Source organism: Arthrobacter sp. WCS2018Hpa-7, from assembly GCF_031843805.1.
Classification (GTDB): Bacteria; Actinomycetota; Actinomycetes; order Actinomycetales; family Micrococcaceae; genus Arthrobacter.
The window spans coordinates 112,197-131,742 of sequence record NZ_JAVTJB010000003.1 but is presented as its reverse complement, the minus strand read 5'-3'; the positions used below and the strand labels follow the sequence as shown (position 1 = coordinate 131,742).

19 protein-coding genes are annotated in these 19,546 nt (G+C 62.7%); 2 read left to right on the top strand and 17 right to left on the bottom strand.

What is annotated here, in order from left to right:
* Positions 1–28: 28 nt before the first annotated feature.
* From RQH14_RS04850 to RQH14_RS04820, 7 genes are all read right to left on the bottom strand, one after another.
* The gene (locus RQH14_RS04850; protein ID WP_311212211.1) at positions 29–319 is read right to left on the bottom strand and encodes a hypothetical protein; all 291 of its coding nucleotides are present in this window, start codon (positions 317–319) and stop codon (positions 29–31) included.
* A gap of 149 nt (positions 320–468) precedes the next feature.
* A complete protein-coding gene (locus RQH14_RS04845) occupies positions 469–1,032 on the bottom strand; it encodes a dihydrofolate reductase family protein (RefSeq protein ID WP_311212210.1) in 564 nt (187 codons plus the stop codon).
* Between the two features lie 31 nt (positions 1,033–1,063).
* Positions 1,064–1,792 carry a hypothetical protein gene (locus tag RQH14_RS04840; protein WP_311212209.1) on the bottom strand — a complete coding sequence of 243 codons (729 nt, stop codon included), beginning with the start codon at positions 1,790–1,792 and terminating at the stop codon, positions 1,064–1,066.
* Positions 1,793–1,895: 103 nt separating this feature from the next.
* Positions 1,896–3,323: a mycothione reductase gene (gene mtr, locus RQH14_RS04835; protein WP_311212208.1), complete on the bottom strand. Its 1,428-nt coding sequence runs from the start codon at positions 3,321–3,323 to the stop codon at positions 1,896–1,898.
* 73 nt (positions 3,324–3,396) lie between these two features.
* The gene (locus RQH14_RS04830) at positions 3,397–3,795 is read right to left on the bottom strand and encodes a bleomycin resistance protein (protein WP_311212207.1); all 399 of its coding nucleotides are present in this window, start codon (positions 3,793–3,795) and stop codon (positions 3,397–3,399) included.
* A gap of 142 nt (positions 3,796–3,937) precedes the next feature.
* A complete protein-coding gene (locus RQH14_RS04825) occupies positions 3,938–4,897 on the bottom strand; it encodes a D-glycerate dehydrogenase (RefSeq protein ID WP_311212206.1) in 960 nt (319 codons plus the stop codon).
* Entirely contained in the window at positions 4,894–6,093 is a 1,200-nt protein-coding gene (locus tag RQH14_RS04820; protein WP_311212205.1) for an aminotransferase class I/II-fold pyridoxal phosphate-dependent enzyme, read from the bottom strand. Before RQH14_RS04820 ends, RQH14_RS04825 begins: the two co-directional genes overlap by 4 nt.
* Positions 6,094–6,522: 429 nt before the next feature.
* On the opposite strand from RQH14_RS04820, the gene RQH14_RS04815 reads away from it, so the two are divergent.
* Together RQH14_RS04815 and RQH14_RS04810 are read left to right on the top strand one after the other, a co-directional pair.
* On the top strand, positions 6,523–7,620 hold the full coding sequence (locus RQH14_RS04815) for a ferredoxin reductase (protein WP_311212204.1): 1,098 nt from the start codon (positions 6,523–6,525) through the stop codon (positions 7,618–7,620).
* Positions 7,621–7,633: 13 nt separating this feature from the next.
* On the top strand, positions 7,634–8,785 hold the full coding sequence (locus RQH14_RS04810) for an acyl-CoA desaturase (protein WP_311212203.1): 1,152 nt from the start codon (positions 7,634–7,636) through the stop codon (positions 8,783–8,785).
* An 11-nt stretch (positions 8,786–8,796) separates the two neighbouring features.
* Here the strand turns inward: RQH14_RS04810 and RQH14_RS04805 are convergent, their stop codons facing one another.
* The 10 genes from RQH14_RS04805 to RQH14_RS04760 all read right to left on the bottom strand — a co-directional run bounded on the left by RQH14_RS04805 (position 8,797) and on the right by RQH14_RS04760 (position 19,492).
* A complete protein-coding gene (locus RQH14_RS04805) occupies positions 8,797–9,996 on the bottom strand; it encodes a PLP-dependent aminotransferase family protein (RefSeq protein ID WP_311212202.1) in 1,200 nt (399 codons plus the stop codon).
* On the bottom strand, positions 9,993–11,687 hold the full coding sequence (locus tag RQH14_RS04800; RefSeq protein ID WP_311212201.1) for an ABC transporter ATP-binding protein: 1,695 nt from the start codon (positions 11,685–11,687) through the stop codon (positions 9,993–9,995). Before RQH14_RS04800 ends, RQH14_RS04805 begins: the two co-directional genes overlap by 4 nt.
* 28 nt (positions 11,688–11,715) lie before the next feature.
* A complete protein-coding gene (locus RQH14_RS04795; RefSeq protein ID WP_311212200.1) occupies positions 11,716–12,570 on the bottom strand; it encodes an ABC transporter permease in 855 nt (284 codons plus the stop codon).
* Entirely contained in the window at positions 12,567–13,535 is a 969-nt protein-coding gene (locus RQH14_RS04790; protein WP_311212199.1) for an ABC transporter permease, read from the bottom strand. Before RQH14_RS04790 ends, RQH14_RS04795 begins: the two co-directional genes overlap by 4 nt.
* Positions 13,532–15,184: an ABC transporter substrate-binding protein gene (locus RQH14_RS04785; RefSeq protein WP_311212198.1), complete on the bottom strand. Its 1,653-nt coding sequence runs from the start codon at positions 15,182–15,184 to the stop codon at positions 13,532–13,534. Before RQH14_RS04785 ends, RQH14_RS04790 begins: the two co-directional genes overlap by 4 nt.
* 53 nt (positions 15,185–15,237) lie before the next feature.
* Complete coding sequence (locus RQH14_RS04780) at positions 15,238–16,650, bottom strand: FAD-linked oxidase C-terminal domain-containing protein (RefSeq protein ID WP_311212197.1); 1,413 nt, start codon at positions 16,648–16,650, stop codon at positions 15,238–15,240.
* A 435-nt stretch (positions 16,651–17,085) separates the two neighbouring features.
* Positions 17,086–17,388 (bottom strand): hypothetical protein, encoded by a 303-nt coding sequence (locus RQH14_RS04775; RefSeq protein ID WP_311212196.1) that lies wholly within the window; start codon positions 17,386–17,388, stop codon positions 17,086–17,088.
* Between the two features lie 65 nt (positions 17,389–17,453).
* Positions 17,454–18,221 (bottom strand): SCO1664 family protein, encoded by a 768-nt coding sequence (locus RQH14_RS04770; protein ID WP_311212195.1) that lies wholly within the window; start codon positions 18,219–18,221, stop codon positions 17,454–17,456.
* A complete protein-coding gene (locus RQH14_RS04765; RefSeq protein WP_311212194.1) occupies positions 18,221–18,775 on the bottom strand; it encodes a DUF3090 domain-containing protein in 555 nt (184 codons plus the stop codon). The genes RQH14_RS04770 and RQH14_RS04765 overlap by 1 nt, the downstream gene beginning before the upstream one ends.
* Positions 18,776–18,799: 24 nt before the next feature.
* Positions 18,800–19,492: an MSMEG_4193 family putative phosphomutase gene (locus tag RQH14_RS04760; protein ID WP_311212193.1), complete on the bottom strand. Its 693-nt coding sequence runs from the start codon at positions 19,490–19,492 to the stop codon at positions 18,800–18,802.
* Positions 19,493–19,546 lie beyond the last annotated feature (54 nt).

Genomic DNA, 19,546 nt, shown 5'->3' with positions numbered 1-19,546 from the left:
ATCAGGACTGCCGCGTCATGGTGCTCTGCTACTGGAACTGGCCAAGCTGCAGAAGGCCAAGCACTTCACCGTCGATGAGTGGTCCATTGATGAGAGGGCCGTTGATGATTCCACCGTTCAGGATGCCACCGGCAAGGAAGCCGCCGAGAATTCCGCCGTCGAGGGTACCTGCGCTGGAAGGGGCCGAAGTTTCACTTGCCGTCGTTGGGGCGGGGGCTGCTGTGGCTGCTTGTGCAGGGAGAGAAGCAAGGGTGAAGGCGGAGGCTGCAAGGACGGTTCCGACTGCGATGCGGGCGGCGTTCCTGGTGGGCTTGTTCACGGGGTCTTCTCCATTTACGTAGCTGATGTTGTCCGCGCGCCACAGGGTGGCGCGCCATCAGTCATTCGGAGCTGCCACGCTCATGGATGGGAATGGAGTTTCTGCAGTCCTTCGGCTTGTGTGTACCGGGCGCAGCCGGCACGCAAAACCTAGCGCCGCTTCGGCCGGTAGGTTCGCCCAAAACTGCGTTCGGCGCCCTCATACATCTGGACGAGCTCCCAATCGTAGCGGCGCCCGCCGGGGACATCGAAGATGCGGGTGCCATCGCCGAGGAACACTGGGGCCACGAAGACTTGGAGTTCGTCGATGAGGTCGAGTTCCAGTGCTTGGCGCGCGATGTCGGCGCTGATGATCTGAATGTCTTTGTCGCCGGCGATCTCCTGGGCGCGGCGGACCGCCTCCACGATGTCGCAGTTAAGCGCAATGATGGTGGGGTCGTCGGCTATCTCCTCAGGCCGGTGGGTGAGGATGAACTCGGTCCCGGACCAGGCGCCGCCGTAAGCCTCGGCGGTCATCTGATCCCGCTCGTCCCGTTGGGCTTTCGCGGCGTCGTAGCCGTCCCTGCCGGAAATGATCACTGCTACCTCGCCTGCCATACGCTCCGTGGTGCCGTTTTCGAGTGGTTCGGCATCGGATAACCAGCTCATGTCGTGTCCAGGCCCAGCGATGAAACCGTCGATCGAGCATGTGAATCCCCAGGCTACTTTGCCCATGTCTTTTCCTCGTGTGGAAGGTAGTTTAAGGTTAGTCCCCGGCGGTCCGTGCTTGTTCCAGATTGGCCGCGTTCGCCAGTGCCTCGCTTAGGTTCTCCCGCTGCTCGCCGGTGAGCTCTACGGCTGCGACCTCCGCCAGCAGTACGCCCGCCCGAGCCCGGTCACCGAGCCGCATCGAGAGCTCGGCGCCGTAGACCAGCGCTTCCACAAGGTCAATGACTGGCGTCGACGCGCGGTGCCTGTTCAGTGCGCTGTCCAGGATCCGGGCGGCCTGCCGGGTGTCGCCTTTTGAGTCGCCCAGCACCACCGCGTTCTGCATGGCCTTCGCAAGCTGGCTGGTCGGTTCGTCGGTGCTGTCGTCCGCCGTGTCGGTGTTGTGGAAGATCCGGATCCAGTTGCCGCCGGGGTCGACCACCGAGAAGCCGGCGGCGTTGCCGGTGTTCTTCCGCTTGCGTGGCCTGGTCATTCGCGGGATACCGGCGACCAGCACCTTGCCGTGCACCGCGCGCATGCCGGCGGCGAAGGCTTCGTAGAGAGCCATGGTGTCCTCGACCAGGACCACACACGACCCGTACGAAGCCTCCGGGTCGAAGCCGTCCAACCCAAATAACTGCAACTGGAAGTCTTCGCGACGGAGGCCGACACAGGGGTAGGGCTTGGTCTGCCAGTAAGTGCGTTCGAAACCGAGCATCTCGTAGAAGTCCGCGATCTCGTCGATGGATCGGCAGGGCAGCAGTGGCACAGTAATCTCGCCTGACATGGCTTCATCCTCACGCGTAGGAGAGCAGCAACTCTGCACAGCGTACGGCAAAGTTGCGAGGGGTGCTCAGAAGCGCCGGCGGCGGCTCTGGTTCAGCCGGAATCTAATCGGTGCGGTCTGGTTGGGTGAAGGTAAGACCCAGCAGGGCGTTTTCGGTGACTTCGGGCAGTGCGGGGTGGATCCAGTATTGGTTGGCGGCGAACTGACGGACGTCGAGGTCGAAGGCCAGGACCGTGATCATTTGCTGGATCAGGGTTGATGCTTGGGGGCCCATGTAGTGGGCGCCGAGGAGTTTGCCGGTGTCTTGGTCGGCGATGAGCTTGCAGATGCCGGTGGTGTCTTCCAGGGCCCAACCGTAGGCGACGTCCCCGTAGCTTTGGACTTTGGTCGTCACGTTGTGGCCGTGTTCGCGGGCTTGGGATTCGGTCATCCCGACGGTGGCGATCTGGGGGTGGGTGAAGGTGGCGGCGGGGACGTGGTCGTGTGGCATTTTCTGCAGGTTTTCCGGGTTCAGCAGGTTGTGGCGCACTGCGCGCATCTCGGCGTTGGCGACGTGTTTGAGCATGAAGGGCGATGACACGTCGCCCAGGGCCCAAACACCCTCAGCGGAGGTTGACCGGCCGTACTCATTGACCTTGATGCGCCCGGCCCCTGTTGTCTCGATCGCGCCGGAGGGCAGGTCCAGCAGATCCCCGTTGGGGACGCGCCCAGTGGCTACCAGCAGTACCTCCCCGGTGGCGGAGGAGCCGTCGTCGAGCCTGACGGTTATGCCTTGGTCTGTCTGGTCGGCGCCGATGATGGTCCTGCCGGACCGGACGGCGAAGCGTTCGGCGGCGAGGTCGTTGAAGGGGGCGTGCAGGTCTTCGTCGAGGTTCCGCAGGAGTGTGGAGCGGGCGATGATGGTGACGTCGGTGCCGAGGGCGTCGAAGACGTGGGCGAACTCCATGGCGATGTAGCCACCACCGATGACCACCAAGGATTTGGGCAGCTGGGGGAGCCGCATGATGTCCTCATTGGTGTGGTACCGCACGCCCGAGGCGGCGATGACCTCGGGGATGAAGGGGCGCGAGCCTGCGGCGATGACGACTTGGTCACCCGAGATGGTTTTCTGGTGGGGGCCTTGGCCCGTGCGCAAGGTGCGTTCTGCGACGAAGACTGCGTGCTGGTCATAGACATCGATGTTCGGGGTCTGTGGGCCGCGGCGGTATTCCTCACCGGCGGCCGCGATTGGGTCGACGCGGTTCTCGAAGATCCGGCTCACTATGCCCGGCCAGTCTACGGAGTTGACCTCGGCATCCAGGCCCAGCCGTCCGGACCTGGCGGTCTGCAGCGCGGTATCGGCGGTGTGCACGTACATTTTCGAAGGGATGCAGCCGGCGTTCAGGCAGGTGCCGCCGAACGACGCTTCCTCGATGATCGCGATCGACCGGTCTTCGAACCCGGGTCCGGGAATGGAGTTCCCGGAACCCGTGCCGATGATGACCAGGTCGTAATGCCGATCCACGGCGGCCTTGGTGGCAGTGGTGTGCATGTGGGTAGTCCTCACTCTCGAGTCTTCTCAACCCTACTGAACACGGCGCGAAGGGATAGGCCGATGGGCGCCCTCAGCCCGGATCAGCGCTGGCTGGCCGCTGTTCGATAAGGGTGAGCTGGGTGCCGTCTGGATCGATGAGGTATCCGGCACGGAGACCCCACGTCTGCCTACGCACCGGATGGAGGCGTGGCATCCCGGCGGTAGTGACCGGGACGCCGGATTGGAGAATGGCGGCGTAGAGTTCGTCGACGTCAGCTACGCGGAGGCAACACATGAAGCTGCTGGAATACGGATCGAGCCCAGGGGCCGGAAAGAACTCCAACTGCAGTCCGGCCCGGGCCAGGATCATCCAGCCCTGATCACGGAACCGGCGTTCAAAACCGAAACCACCGTAGAAGGCTTCAGTCACATCGAAGTTTCCAGAGGGGAGATTCGGGACGGCAAGGTCGCGTGCCGAGGTCAAGGCCATGTTCCCATAGTAGGTAGACGGGACACGCCAGGGGTGTCCGTGAAGCACGGACACCCCTAACGAATTACCCAGTCGCCCGACCAGGGCATAGTGAAGTCAACTTTTCGCTGGCCGGTTCTGCTCGTTGTGTATCCCCAACGCACTAAGCGATCGGTGCCGGCGGTTGTTCCCCGCTCAGCACGGCGAGGGCGTTGTCGGCGGCCAGCATGGCCATGGCGGTGCGCGTCTCCACAGTCGCCGAGCCAAGGTGCGGCAGGAGCGCAACGTTGTCCAATTCCAGTAGCCCGGGATGGACGTGGGGCTCCTGCTCGTAAACGTCGAGTCCGGCTCCTGCGATTGCCCCTTCCCGGAGAGCTGTTGCCAGCGCATTCTCATCGACGATGGGTCCGCGCGCGGTGTTGACGAGGAACGCGGAGTTCTTCATGGCGGCGAGTTGTTCTGCCCCGATCAGGTGATGGGTGCCGGGACCGTAGGGGCAGTGCAGGGAGACGACGTCGGAGACGGCCAGGAGCTCGTCGAGATCGACGCGTCGTGCATCCAGTTCGGCAGCGATCGTGGGATCGATCTCGCTGCGGGACTGATACACGATTTCCATGCCGAAGGCTTTGGCCCGGCGCGCGGTCGCTTGGCCGATGCCGCCCATGCCTACGATGCCGAGTGTCTTGCCCTGCAGGCTGGACCCGAGCAGGAAAAACATGCCCCACTTCCAAGGCTGCCCCGAGCGGATGAGTCGTTCACCCTCGCCGAGCCGACGGGTCGCCATAAGAATAAGGCCGAAGGCGATGTCGGCCGTGGCTTCCGTGAGCACGCCCGGCGTATTGGTGGCCATGATGCCCCGTTCGTTGCAGGCGGGTACGTCGATGTTGTCATAGCCGACGGCGACGTTCGCCACGACTTTGAGCTGCGGTCCGGCGGCGTCGAGCAGTTCGGCATCAACGCGCTCGGTGAGCAGGGACACGATGGCGTCGGCACCAGCTACGCGACGCAGGAGTTCTTCCCGCCCAATGGATTCCGGGCCACTCCACGCATCGACGTCGTGTTCCGCGCGAAGCTTTTCAATCGCAGAGTCGGGGATGCGTCCCGTGACGACAACCCGGCTCATGCTGCCACGATCCATTCGCGGAGCCGGCCGAGGCCATCGCGGATGTTGGCGACGTCGATTCCTGAGTACGCGAGCCGGATGTACTGCCGTTCTTCTCCAGGTTGGCGTCGGCCGAAGTGCTCACGAGTGCAGAAGGACACGCCGGTTTTGTACAGCGCGTCGCTGGCGAAGTCGCCCACTGCCGTGTAACCCATTGTCTCCATGACATCGGTGACGTCCGGGAACAGGTAGAAGGTCGATTGCGGCACGGCGACGTGCATTCCGGGGACGGAATTGACGAGCTCGCAGGTAGCATCCCGGCGCTCACGCAGGATGTCGAGCATCTGCTGGACGGGTTCCTGGGTGCCGCGAAGTGCTTCGATGCCTGCCCATTGCACGTAGTGGGTGGTGCACGATTCGTCGTTGGTGTTGAGGGTGCTGAGGACTTTTGCGATCTCAAGTGGTGCGACTGCGCAGCCGAGGCGTGAGCCGGTCATGGCGAATTTCTTGCTGAAGGTGTAGAGGATGACCGTGCGATCTGCCATGCCCGGGATGGACGCGATCGAGCTGGAGGCACCCTCGTAGCGGGTCTCGAAGTAGGCCTCGTCGGAGAGGACCCAGAGGTTGTGCTCCTGGGCGATCTGAGCGATGGCCTCACGCTCAACCGCAGTTGATTCTGCGGAGATGGGGTTCTGCAGGTCGTTGTAGATGATCGCCACCGTGTTAGCGGTGATGGACGCGCGAACTTGGTCCAGGTCGATCGAGAAGCCCTGGCTCGTGGGGACGTAACGGTACGGCACCGCTGTGCCTCCGAGGTATTCGATCTGCGATTCGTAGATGGGGAAGCCGGGATTCGGGTAGAGCACCTCCTGCCCGGGGTTCATCACAGCCTGAAGGAACTTCGTGATGACCGGCTTGCCGCCCGTCATCACCACGACGTTATCGGCAGAGAAGGTCATGCCACGGCGTGAGCCGAGGTCCTCGGCGAGGGCTTCGCGGAGCTGTGGGATGCCTGGGCCGGGACAGTAGCCCGTGTACCCGTCAGCGATTGCCTTGGTCATCGCCTCGACGATATGTGGGGCGGTTGGGATGTTGATGTCCCCGAGGTGGAAGGGGTAAACCAGATTCCCCTTCGCCTTCCAGGCCGCCGCAGCTTGGGCGACGCTAAAGGCGGTTTCCGTGCCGAGCCGTTCGAGTCGATGCGCGAGTTGCTGCATGCTGTTTACTCCTCGTTGAGTTAAGAGTCTTCCGTAGACATCTAATACTTAACTAATATATCAGGAATGGCATGTTCCGCGAAAGGACACGAACGTTCGAGCGGCGACCCCGATGAGCAAACCCGTTAATCCACCAACGGGGAAATGCCGCATTGATGGGCTCGGTCGATTGCGGGTTTGCACGTCATCCGTTGGGCGTACTACTGTTTTTCTACTGAACCGGCATGGGTGAAAAGGCTCGGTGAGGCGGCGCGAATCACCGCTGTCCACTCCTAGGATTTCACCCCATTCCCGCTGAAGCCCCTCCCGTGGGGCCTTCCCAATGTTGCAGGGAGTGAGGTTGTAAGTATGCTTATGATATTTGCTAGTTCGGATATCCCGACATCCGTGGTCGAGGTCTTCGGTCTCCGTCGTTGCGAGGAGTAGTCCATGGTCAGCTTTCGTCCCTTGGCCCGCATCGCCTCGGTCTTGACCACCCCGCTTGCGCCGGAGGATGTCATGGCGCTGTTCAACCCGGTCTATTCATCCCGTCAGTTGCGGGGGGTCGTCACCGAGGTAGTCCACGAAACAGCTCAATCAGCCACCATCTTCTTCCGGCCCGGCCGCGGCTGGCATGCCCACCTCGCCGGCCAGTGGGCGAGAATAGGCGTAGAAATCAATGGGGTCCGCCAATGGCGGTCCTATTCGCTGAGTGCGCCGGCTGGTAAAGGTCCGGCCATCACTGTCACGGACGTTGGATCCGTTTCCGGAACCTTGGTCCGTAAGACCAAGGTGGGTGACGTCCTCTTCCTTGCTCCGCCCCAGGGCGACTTTGTCCTCCCTGAGCACCCCCGTTCACTACTCATGCTCACAGCGGGAAGCGGCATCACTCCCGTGATGTCAATGATTCGGACGCTTGTCCCCAGCCGCCCCGATGCAGACGTTGTCCTGATCCATTCCTCCCGCGAAGAAGGCGACAGTATCTTCCGCGAGGAACTGGACGAACTTGCTGATCAGTTTCCCAACTTCCGCGTGGTGCAGTGGCACACCAGTGGACGTGGCCGCATGAACTTCGCATCCACGGCCGTCCTCGAGGACGTGTGCCCGGACTGGCGTGACAGGGCAGCGTACGCGTGCGGCCCTGGGTCTTTCCTGGATGACGCCGAAGCTATGTGGAACCAGGCAGCGTTGACTCCTGCCACGTCAGGGAAGTCAGCCACCGGTGGAACAGGGCACGGCTCGCTCACTATCGAGCGCTTCAGCACCGAGCTCCTGGGCGGGGACGGCAGTGAAGGCGGCGTGGTCACGTTCGAAACTTCCGATCGCGAGGTCCAGGCCGACGGCGGTGTCCCTCTCCTCGACGTCGGCGAGGACGCAGGGGTGCTGATGCCCAGCGGCTGCCGCATGGGTATCTGTCACAGCTGCCTGACTCCTTTGCTTGCCGGGAGGGTCCGCGATCTGCGCACCGGTGAGATCCATGGGGCGCCCGGGGAACTTATCCAAACTTGTGTCTCGGCAGCCGCCGGGCCCGTCAACCTGGAAATCTGAGGAGTACAACAGCATGTCAGTGGTTTCAGCCAAAGGCTCCGTCACCGCCGTCGGATCCAAGACCCGGCGCGGTGCCCTTGCTGATGCGGGACGGCCCACGGTTCGGCCGCCGGCGGCCGCACACCTGAGCGACGAGCAAGTAGCCCAACTGGGCCGTGAGCTCGATGCGATCCGTGACGAAATCCTTGCCAAGCGAGGCTCCAGCGACGCCGCTTACATCAGGCGGATGATCAAGATCCAGCGTGGGTTGGAAATCTCAGGTCGTGCCGCATTGCTGGTAAGCAAGAACAAAGCTGCCTGGTTCACCGGCACGACACTCCTCAGCCTGGCAAAAATCCTGGAGAACATGGAACTTGGCCACAACATCCTCCACGGCCAGTGGGACTGGATGCGTGACCCGGACATCCACTCCACCACCTGGGAATGGGACTTCGTTACCCCGTCGCGTTCGTGGCAGCACACGCACAACGACCTCCACCATCGCTGGACCAACGTGGTTGGCAAGGATCGCGACGTCGGCTACAACCTTCTGCGCATGGACCCCGACCAGGAGTGGAAGCCCTTCAACCTGGGCAATCCGCTCTACAACGCAGTGCTTGCGCCCGTTTTTGAATGGGGCATAGCCCTCTACGACTTGGAGATCCCCGAGTACAAGGAGGGCCTGAAGTCGAAAGAGGCCATGAACAAGGACCTCAAAGCGTTGGGGCGGAAGGCGCTCAAACAGTTTGCCAAGGACTATGCGGCCACCCCGGCCCTGGCAATGCTGTCGGGTTCCGGGAAACAAGCCCTCTACGGCACACTCGTTGCCAACGCCGTCCGCAACGTCTGGGCGCACTCCGTCATCTTCTGCGGCCACTTCCCGGAAGGAACGGACACGTTCACAGAGGACATGGTGGAAGGCGAAACCCGCGGTGACTGGTACGTCCGTCAGATGATCGGATCCGCCAACATCTCGGGCTCACGGTTCATGCACCTCATGACAGGGAATCTGTCGCACCAGATCGAGCACCATCTCTTCCCTGACCTGCCGTCCAACCGCTACGCCGAGATTGCGCCCAAGGTCCGTGACATTTGCCAGCGTTACGGCTTGAAGTACACCACAGGGCCGCTGCTGAAACAGGTCGGTTCCGCGTGGGCTAAGGTCTTTAAGCTCGCTCTCCCTTAGCCCGCCCTGCCTTAGCTCTGCCGCTTGAGTGCGCGTCCCAGGCGCGCTGCCGCTTCCTCAAGCTTCGGGGCTGGAACGTCGCCGTAAGCCAGGCGCAAGTGCCGGTCAGCGTCGGTCCCCGGACCCGAGGGGAAGAACGAGCCCCGCTGGTACTCAACACCTTCGGCGCTGGCGTCGGCGGCAAGTTTGTCAGGGTCCACCGATGAGTCTGCCAGTTTGGGCCAGAGGAACAGCCCGCCGTCGGGAAGGACGGTCTCGAACGCGCCTGGTGCCTCGCGATGCAGTGCTGCAACAAGCGTTTCGGCCCGATTTCGATACAGTGCACGGGCACGGTCCAGTGTTGCGTCGAAGATCCCGGGATCGGAGGTCACCAGTTCTCCTATGATCGCTTGAACCAGAGTGGAGCTGTGCGAATCCTGCCTGCTCCGCAAAGCCACAAGATCGCGGGACAGTCGCTCGGGTGCCACGGTCCAGCCGAGGCGAAGTCCCGGGCCCAGAGTTTTGGTGAACGTGTTGATGTGGAGGACGTGATCCGAGGCATTGAATTCCCCCACGCTCTCCTGTTCACCGGCAAAACGTAGTTCGCGGTACGGGTTGTCGGCCAGGATCACGAAACCGTAGTGCTCGGCCAGCCGCACCAACTCCTTCCTGGCCTCTTCGGGCAGCGTCCCTTGGGAAGGATTGTGGAAGTCCGGTACGGTGTAGAGCGCTGAGGGGCGGGCGCCTGCGCGCAACTGGTCCGAAAGATGATCAACGTCCAGGCCCTTGGGCCCCACGAACACGGGCAGGGTCCGCGCATCCGACAACTGAAGCCCTCGCAGGAACAGCGGAAAGATTGGGTTGTCCACGGCCACCAGGTCTCCGCGTTCCACCACGGACTGGATGGCCAGGGAGAGCCCGTGGAAGCCGCCGTTGGTGATCAGGATCCGATCCACCGGAACACCTTCGCGATCGGCGATCCACTCACGCAGCGGGGAGATGCCTTCCGTTCGCGAGTATTGGAGTGCCGGTACGCCGGGCTTCGCCAGCACTCGGGCCGTTGCGGCGGCAAGTTCCGCCGTGGGGAGGACCCCGGGGTCAGGGATGCCGCCCAGAAGTTCGATGGCATCTGCCCTGCGGTCCCGGAGCGTTTGGTCGCCGAATCCTTTCGGTGCAGTGAAGGCCTCGATCAGCGCGGGACGCCGGGTGGTTGTCAGGGTCTGGGTGGTCATGCTGTGGCCTTTGCTAGTTGTTTGACTTCTGTGGCTACCGTGCCAAGCGGGGCAGCGGCAGCCGGTGCAGCCAGGGGGATCGAGTCGAGGAGTGCACGGGTATAGGGATGTTGCGGTCGCGAGAAGATGTCCTCCACAGCTCCGTCTTCCACCACTTGCCCCTTTCGCAGGACGGAAACGGAGTCAGCCACCTGCCTTACCAATGCCAAATCATGCGAGACGAACAAGTAGGTGAGGCCCAGCTCGCGCTGCAGTTTGGACAGCAGTTCCAGGATCCCTGCCTGCACGCTCACGTCCAGGGCGGACGTCGGCTCATCCAGAACCACGACGTCGGGCCTCAACACCAGCGCCCGGGCAATCGCTACGCGCTGGCGCTGGCCACCGGACAGATGCGCAGGCCGCCTCGTCGTGACATCGGCCGGCAGCCCCACGGCTGCCAACACCTCGTGCACTCGCTGGGCACGCTCCGGCTTGGAGCCCACACCGAACTGGTCCAGGGGCTCGCGGACGATCCTGCCCACACGCCACGTGGGGTCCAGGGAGGTGAATGGGTTTTGGTAGACCAGTTGGAGGTGCCGGCGGATGTCGCGCACTTCCGCACGCGACCTTCCCGACGTCGATTGGCCGGCAACCGAGATCTGCCCACTGTCCGGCTGTTCCAGTCCAAGCAGCAGCCGCACCGCAGTGGTCTTGCCGGAGCCGGATTCGCCAACGAGTGCGTGTGTCCGTCCGCGTTCTATGGAAAAGGACACGCCGTCGCAGGCAAGGATGTCCTTTCCACCGGCCGAGAAGCGCTTCGTCACATCCTGGACATCAATCTGGAGGCCCGCTGACGGTGAGGCGATTGCCCCACTTCGGGAGCCGTCGTCGTGCGCCGTATGAAAAGCAGCACGCTGGTCCCGGTACCGGTCCGGATGAAGCGCGGGGACGTCCGCTTGCAGGCTGCGCGCGTAGTCCGTTTGAGGTGAAGCGAAGACGGCCTGCGACGAGCCGCTTTCCTGCACTGCGCCGTCCTTCAGCACCACCAGGGAATTGGCCCGTTCGGCCGCGATGGCAAGGTCGTGTGTGATGAGGAGCAGGCTGATGTCCAGCTCCTGGCGGAGCTCGGTGAGCAGGTCCAGGATCAGTTTTTGTACGGTTACGTCCAGGGCGGACGTAGGTTCGTCGGCCACGATCAGGGACGGGCGGGGCAGCACGGTGAGCGCGATCAGGACGCGCTGGAGCATGCCGCCCGAAAGCTGGTGAGGGTAGGAGTCGTATACCCGTACGGGATCGGGCAGTCCCACTTGCTCCAGCACCTCCAGGATCTTGCCACGGCGAACTGACGGATCGGTTTCGCCGAGCAGCGCCGCAGCTTCATGTGCCTGCGCGCCGATGGTCCGGACCGGGTTTAGCGCGGAGGCGGGGTCCTGCGGGATAAACCCGAGTTCCCGACCGCGCAGGGGACGGAACTGCTTTTCGGGCAAGGCCAGAACGTCCCGTCCGTTCAATGCCACTCGGCCCGTGGCCGTCGCTTCACCGTGGGGGAGCAGGCGCAGGACGGCCTTGGCGATGGTCGACTTGCCGGAGCCGGATTCGCCGATAAGCGCCAGGCTTTCGCCTTTGGCGACCGAAAAAGAAACGTCATGAACGACGGCGGTGGGACCGTAGGCGATCGACAAGCCTTCCACCGTCAGTAGGTCAGCTGACACGTCGGTGTCCTTTCGAGGAGTCGTCATATCACTTGGCGTTTCGCAGCCAGCGGCTGATGCGGTTCACGGACAGGACGGTGACCACGATGACCGCAGCGGGCGCGTACACAAGCCAAGGAGCTGTGACGTAGGTTTTGCCCGAGGCGACCAGGAGTCCCCAGTCCGAGGCAGGGGGCGGATCGCCGTAGCCGAGGAAGGCCAGGGAGGCGATGACCAGGATGGACGTACCGAACTGCAGGACTGCCAAGACCAGGACCGAGCGGTACGCGTTGGGAAGGACGTGTCCCAGCAGCGCGTGCAGCCGGTTTCCGCCCTCAAGATAGGACGCTTCAACGTAGGTGGCGCTGCGGACCCGCATCACTTCTGCCCGCATCAGCCGGGCAAAGACTGCGACGGCGGACACTCCGGTGGCGATCGCGGCGTTGATGGTCTGGAAACCCAGTGAGCTGACGATGACAACTGCGAGGAGGAAGCCGGGAATGGCCAGCAGGACGTCAACGAAGCGGCCCAGGATTGCATCCACCCAGCCTCCGCGGAAGCCGCTGGCCAGGCCGATGATGCTGCCGATCACCAGGCCGATGAGCACGGCCACCAGTGCACTTGTTACCGAGGATGCGGTTCCGTGGACTACCCGGGCGTATTGGTCGCGGCCGAGGTAATCCGTGCCGAACCAGTGAGCGGCGCTTGGTGCCGCCAACTTGCTCGCAGTATCGCCCGTGACAGGGCTCAGGGTGGTGAAGAGGCCTGGGACCAGTGACCACAGGATGACCACCACGACTACGGCGAAGGACAACATGACCGTTGCCGGGGGCAGGCCGGCGTTGAGTTTCCTGGGCGCCGCTCCACTGTTCCGGAGCTGTGTGTTGCTGAGGATGGCAGTCATGCGCCCACCTTCTCCTTGAGTTTGGTCTCGCGGAGCTTGACGCGGGGATCCAACAGCGGCGAGGCAAGATCCGCCACCAGGTTCACGGCGACGAAGACCACGGCTGACAAAGAAACGATTGCTTGCAGGACCGGCTGGTCCTCACCGGTAACGGCCTTCTGGACCACGGTGCCGATCCCGTCCCGTCCGAAGATGGTCTCAGTGATCACAGAACCGCCCAGCAGTTCGCCCACGATGAGGGCCACCATGGCTACCGACGGCAGGGCTGAGGGCTTCACAAGATGTTTCGCGAAGAGCCTGGCCTCGCTTAACCCGCGTGAACGGGCCACCGCAGCGTATTCCTGCCGGGATTCATGGTCCAGGCTCGCGATCAGGACTTCGGCCAGGGGCGCTGAGACCGGGATGGCCAGGGTAATGGCAGCGAACAAGGTGGCCACCGGGCTGTTGGGATCGGTGGTGGTGAACGAGTGCAGCCGGAAGGCGAAGAACTCGATCAGTACCAGGCCGATCACGAAGTTGGGGACCGACAGGAAGAACGACGGTATGGACCGGACCACTGCAGCCCATTTGCCGGGCAGATACTGCGCGCCGTAGGCAATGGCGACAGCAAAAATGACGGCGATGACAAGGGCGGTCGTGGCCAGCGTCAGCGTCGAGGGCAGGGCGTCACCCACCAGTTGGGACACTGGGAGGTTGGATTGCAGCGAGAATCCCAGTTCCCCCGTCAGGAAGCGTCCCAAGGACAACAGCAACTGGACAATCACCGGTTGATCGAGGCCGTAGAAGGCAACAATCCGCTGGATGTCTTCCTCACTCAGGCCGTGCTGCGGGTCCCTGAGCGTATTGGTGATGGCGTCGCCCGGGAGGACGCTGATGATCAGGAACGTGAACACATAGGCGAGAAGGACGACGACGATCGCCTGGCCTGCGCGCGTCAGCGCAAAGCGCCTGTAGTCGCCTGTCACTGTGAAATCCAGGCAGTGTAGAAGTTGGCGTATGCCAGGCCGTTGTACTGGACGTCCTTGATCTTGGGGCTGATCAGGTACAGGCGCTGGACGAGTTGGTTAAGCGGGATGAAGTAGCCCTGTTCAAGGACGTACTGCTGCAGTTCGTCGGCAACCTTTTCGCGGGAGGCCCGGTCCGAGGCAGTGGCAATTGCGGTGGAAAGGTCGTTCAGCTTCTGATCGCTGGTACCGAGTCCGAACCAGTCTTCACCCTTGTTCTGGCTGGTCAGGACACCGGCGACCGTTCCGACGTCGACGAAGCTGCGTGAAGTTTGGAAGAGCGGCGGCTTGCTGGCCTGCACCGCGGCGTAGCCGGCGACGTCCACCACCTTGAGATTGACCTTGATGCCCACCTTCTTGAGCTGCTGGGCGATCAGCTCATCCTCTGCCTTGGTGGACGGCACATAGGGGTTGGGTGTCAGTGTGAATTCGAGGGTCTTGCCGTCCTTGGAACGGTAGTCATCCGAACCGGACGCCCATCCGGCGTCGTCGAGGATTTTGTTGGCTTTATCGGCGTCGAACGTGAAGCTTTCGCTGAACTCGCCGGCTTCAGGAACGTTGCCCTGGATGAACGTGGTGGCGGCGTTCCAGTCGCTGGTGTAGACGGTTTTGAGGATCTCTTCGCGGTCAATGCCGTGCTGGATGGCCTTCCGGACAGCGGGATCATTGGTGGGGAAGGCCTGGGTATTGACCTGGAATCCATCCACGAAGCCCAAGTATCGAGGTGTTCCGACTGTGAAGCCTTGGGCCTTGAGCGATTCGATCTCTTGGGGCTCCACGTTGAAAGCGACGTCAGCCTGACCGGAAACGACCGTAGATGTCCGGACCGAGGTGTCCTTGATGACCTTGTACGTGATGGTGTCCAGACGCGCCGGGCCGGTGTGGCCGAGTGCGGCCGGGCCCCAGTTGTAGTCCTTGCGCTTCTCCAGAACATAGCTGTCGCCCTGCTTCCAGGACTTGACCACGAACGGACCGCTGCCGATCTCCTGGCTGAGGTCCGCCTGCGCTTCTACCGGGAGCGCGAGGGTTTTCGGGGAGAGCAGGATGCAGCCGTGATAGGCCAGTGTGGCAATGAAGCCCAGCGCGGGCGAGGAAAACGAAACCTTGACTGTGGCTGCGTCTGTGGCTTCAGCGGAAACGAAATTGCTGGAGGGGAACAAACCCACCTTGCTGACGCCGCGGGTGGAATCGCCCTTCGCCCAGGCATTGAGGTTGGCGACCACGGCTGCTGCGTCCAGCGGACTGCCGTCGGAGAACGTCACGCCCTGCTTCAGGTGGAGGATGAAATCCTTGGCGCCGTTGAGTTCTTCCCAGCTCTCGGCAACCCACGGGCTCAACTCGCCCTTTTCATTGACATACACCAGCTTGTCCGTGATCTGGCCCCACAGGTTGCCCTCGTAGCTGGAGATGGATGTCTTGCTGGAAACCCAGCCGGTGTCATACCCCTGAATCAGGAAAGTGACGTCACCGCCATCCACCGGTGTGGTGGAACCGGCGCCCGTGCTGGCGGTTGTGCCGCCGCACGCCGTGACGAGTGCCGTGGTACTGAGCGCGCCGAGGCCTGCAAGGAAGGCCCGCCTGCGGAATTCAGGGTTGTTGAAAGTGTTCATGGTTAGCTCCTGATGCGTCATGGTGCGTTGGGGGATGCTGCGGGGCAGGGCGGTCAGATGGCCTTGCCGGGATTGAGAAGTTGCTGGGGGTCGATGGCTGCCTTGATGGCGTGCTGCACCTCGCGGCTGCGCTCCGAGAGTTCCAGTGCTGCCCATTCGCGTTTGATGGTTCCCACGCCGTGTTCGCCGGTGACCGTCCCACCGAGGGCAAGCGCCACCTTGACGAGTTCAGTGGCCGCTTCCAGGAGGGCGGCAGGTGGGTTCGCGCCGTCGTCGGGCGTCTTGTCCTTGGTGATCAGCGGGTGGAGGTTGCCGTCGCCGGCGTGCGATACCGCGGAAATGGCCACGCCGAAACGCGCTTCCAACGCCGGGAAGGCAGCGTAGACCTTGGGCAGTTGCGACTTGGGCACGGCGATGTCCTCGCCGATGTACCACTTGTCCTGGGGGAGGCCACGGCCGCTGCGGCGCAGTTCCCAGAGCCGCACTGCGTCGTCATCGGACTCCACGGTGACCCGCCCGCCGGCGGCGGTGAGCGCTGTGGCGAGGTCGGCGGCTTGGTCGCCGATACCGTAGCCGTCGATTTCCATGAGGATCAAGGCGGCCCCGCGTTCCCGCAGGGCGGTTCCGGAGTAGGCGTCGATGTTGGCCAAGCTGGGGGTGTCGAAGAATTCGATGGCGGCCGGACGGACGGGGGAGAGCGTGATGGCCGCGAGGCCTTCGGCGCCCTCCGCTGTGCTGTTGAAGAACGCGCTGACGGTCTTGCGGGCCACCGGGATGGGACGCAAGCGGACCGTCGCTTGTGTAACGATGCCCAGGATTCCCTCCGAGCCGACAAACAGTGAGGTCAGGTCCAGTCCCGTAACGCCCTTGATGGAGCGGTGGCCGATGGTGATGAGGCTACCGTCAGCGAGGACGACGTCGAGCGACAGGATGGACTCGCGGGTTACTCCGTATTTGGCGCACCTGAGTCCGCCGGCATTGGTGGCAATATTGCCGCCGATGGAGGAAATATCGAAACTCGCTGGATCAGGAGCGTAGAAAAGCCCAAACGGTTCTAGGTGTTTATTCAAATCCGCATTGATGACACCGGGCTCTACTACAGCTACTTCATCCAAAGGGGAGACCTCCAGGATGCTGGTGAGTTTCTCGGTGGAAATGACCACCTGGTCTTGTCGTGCGGTGGCTCCGCCCGACAGGCCCGTTCCAGCACCACGCGGCACCACCGTCACGCCAAGCTCCGCGGCCAGCTGCACTGCCGCCTGAACCTCGGCGGCCGTCGAGGGAAGAACGACGCCGGGGCCCGGATTTCCGCTGTCGGCTGCAGTTTTTGCCGTGGCTGCGTCGTGGCCGTAGCGGGTGGTCCGGGGGCCGGGAGCCAGGATCTCAATGCCTTCGACTCGTCGCGAGAGTTCACGGATGTAGTCCTGCAATGCGGTGTGTTCTTCGGTGAGCTGTTGTGTTGTCATGCGGGCGTCTCTCCGTCCGGGTGCATGACAAGGCATTCCTGCGCGAAGCACCCAAAGGCTTGTGATGGAAATCCCGGTCACAAATGACTGGGTCCTCAAAAGCTAGCGGGATTCGGAATTTACGCGCGAGTTTCCTGAAACGTCGATCAATAGTTCTCAACCGGGGGTAGTAAACAGGACTATTAAGTAAGAGAACGTCATTCAGCGAAAGAATTGTTTATTGGGGGTGCTGCTTCGCCCGCCAGCACGGCGAAGATGACAGTTGTGGTCTGTTTGCTACGCCCAGGCGTCGCGCCGAGAAGCCCGATGTCGCTCGGTGACCGACTGGTTAGCTTGCATGACCGATTCAGCGCCGCCGCCGTTGCTTCGCGTACGTCTGGCGTCCGGGCAAGTACATCAATAGGGACGTGCCGGCCGCCTGACCCAGCCCGGCTTCTACTGTGGCTTGAAGGGCGAGAGTCGGCGGATTCTCTGTCGTGCAGCAGAAATCAGGGGACGTGCTTCCAGGGCTCCTGACTTCACAGAAGACAGCACCTTACGGAGGATGCCACTGAAGCGATCCTTGCTTCGCAGGTTGTGCGTCAGGTCCCAGGTGGTTCGGATGGAGTGCACGGCGAGAACAACGATGAAGAGTGAGATCACCAGGCCGGCAACTGAGGCGGCCACGATCATCACCCCTGTGATGTGCACCAGGAGCACGGCAGAAATCACAACGGTGTGGGCGTCAAAAAGTTCCATATTCATTTCTCGCGGAGTAGTGGGTGGGGTGGTTTTCGTGGGGAATCCCGTTGCCGGGATTCCCCCTAAAACAGAGGCCAGGGCACCGCTGGCATGTCACCGCTTGGAGCCGGGAACTGTCCTAGCAGGCGCAATCTGGCGCAGCGTGTGGCCAGTGATGCGACTTCTTCGGCGCTCAGCAAGTCCGCGAGGTTTTGACCCAGCCCACCGTTCAAACCCTCGGCCACACGATCGATGCCTTCTAGTTCCCCGGCGGCAAGCGGGTCGCCCAGCCATCCCCACAGCACCGTGCGCAACTTGTGGTCATGGTGGAAGGTCAGTCCATGGTCTACGCCGTGTCGGCGTCCGTCCGTCATGGCAAGGATGTGGTCGCCTTTACGGTCGGCATTGTTGACGATCATGTCGAAGACCGCCATGCGTCTTAGCGCCGGCGAGTCTTCGTGAATGAGGGCGACCATCTGTCCCTTCTCATCCTGTCCTTCGAGCACGTGCTTCCATCCCGTCTGCGGCACGCGGTCCGTTGCGACCAGGTCCACGGCGCGCTGGGAAGGGTCTTGCTCTTGCCAGAGTTGCACCATTCCTTCGCCCAACGGGCCATCGCGCAGCCAGGTGCGTGGCACGATGTCCCCACCGAATACCTGCGACACCAGGTAGGCAGCCACTTCCCGGTGAGCCAGATTGCCATGGGGAAAATCCCAGAGCGGACTTTCGCCTGCTATCGGCTTGTAAACGACTGTGACGTCCCCGATGGCGCCCAGGAATGTCGCGTTTGAAGCCGTCGTGATGCGGCCAGTGAGCGTCAGCTCGGCGGTCGCCAAGTCCGGCGCCGGCATCACGCCTCGGGAAGGGTGCAACTGTGCCCGTCGGCGTCTACGGGGTATCCACACAGCGGGCACGTCGGGCGCCCGGCGCCGACGATTTCACGGGTGCGCTTGGCGAATGCACGGGCGGTGCCTACAGGCATGCGGACCAGCAGCATTTCGGCTTCGATTGCGCCGTCCTCAACAAGCGGTTCGTCGTTGTCATCAGCATCGACCTCGGCGATGGGGTAGGCCTCAATCACCACCTGCGCCGTGGTTGGATCCCAACCCAAGCTCATGGCTCCGGCGCGAAACTGCTCGTCAACTGCCTCAAGGGGCTCGTTGTCCACAAGCTCAATGGGAGTACTCGTCGGAACGCTGAACGGGTTGCCCTGAACGGTGATGAGCTGGTCAAGGATCTCGTCGATCTTCTCCGCAAGCTGGGCCGACTGCTGCTTCTCCAGGGCAATACTCACGATCTGTTTCCCCGCGCGCACCTGCAGGTAGAACGTCCGCGACCCCGGAAGGCCAATGGTCCCAACTACAACCCGATCAGGCCAGGCAAACTCGTGAACACTTGTAGGCATGTCAGTATTTTAGGCACATAAGATTCATGGCGCGTTCTGACCTGCACCGCCGCCCACCGGCGCATCGCCGGAATGGATGCCGTTCGACAGCCATGACAGATCACCGGCATCGGTGTTGGTCGCGTGGACGCTCGGCCGATCAGCCCCGTAGCGCACGATCGAAATGGAGGCGGGGCCAACGTTAATACGCTGGAAAAGGTCAAGGTGCATGCCGAGCGCGTCGGCAAGGATTGACTTGATGATGTCACCGTGACTCACCGCCACCCACACCGCTCCTGGCCCATGCTCGGCTTCGAAGGCTGCATCGTGGCGCCTGATTGCCGCCACGGACCTGGCCTGCATCGCGGCCATGGATTCTCCCCCGGGAAACACGACGGCGGATGGTTGCGTTTGCACTACTGGCCACAAATCCTCGGTTGCGAGCTCACTGAGCATGCGGCCCTGCCACTGGCCGTAATCACATTCGGTGAGATCGATGTCGACCGGCGCATATGGAGTGCCGGCCTGGCGGGCGAGAATCAACTGGGCGGTCTGCCGGCAGCGCTCAAGAGGACTCGACACCACCCCGACTACCGGCACGGCTGCGAGCCGGTCTGCTGTCACAGCCGCCTGTTCGCTCCCCACTTGATCCAGGCTCACGCCATCGGCCCGGCCAGCCAGCAGTCCAGTGGCATTGGCTGTGGTGCGGCCGTGCCGCACGAGAATAACTGTCGCCATCCACCCAGCCTAGTTCCCCGCCCGTACCTGCGTGGTTCGGTGAATCGCGTGTTC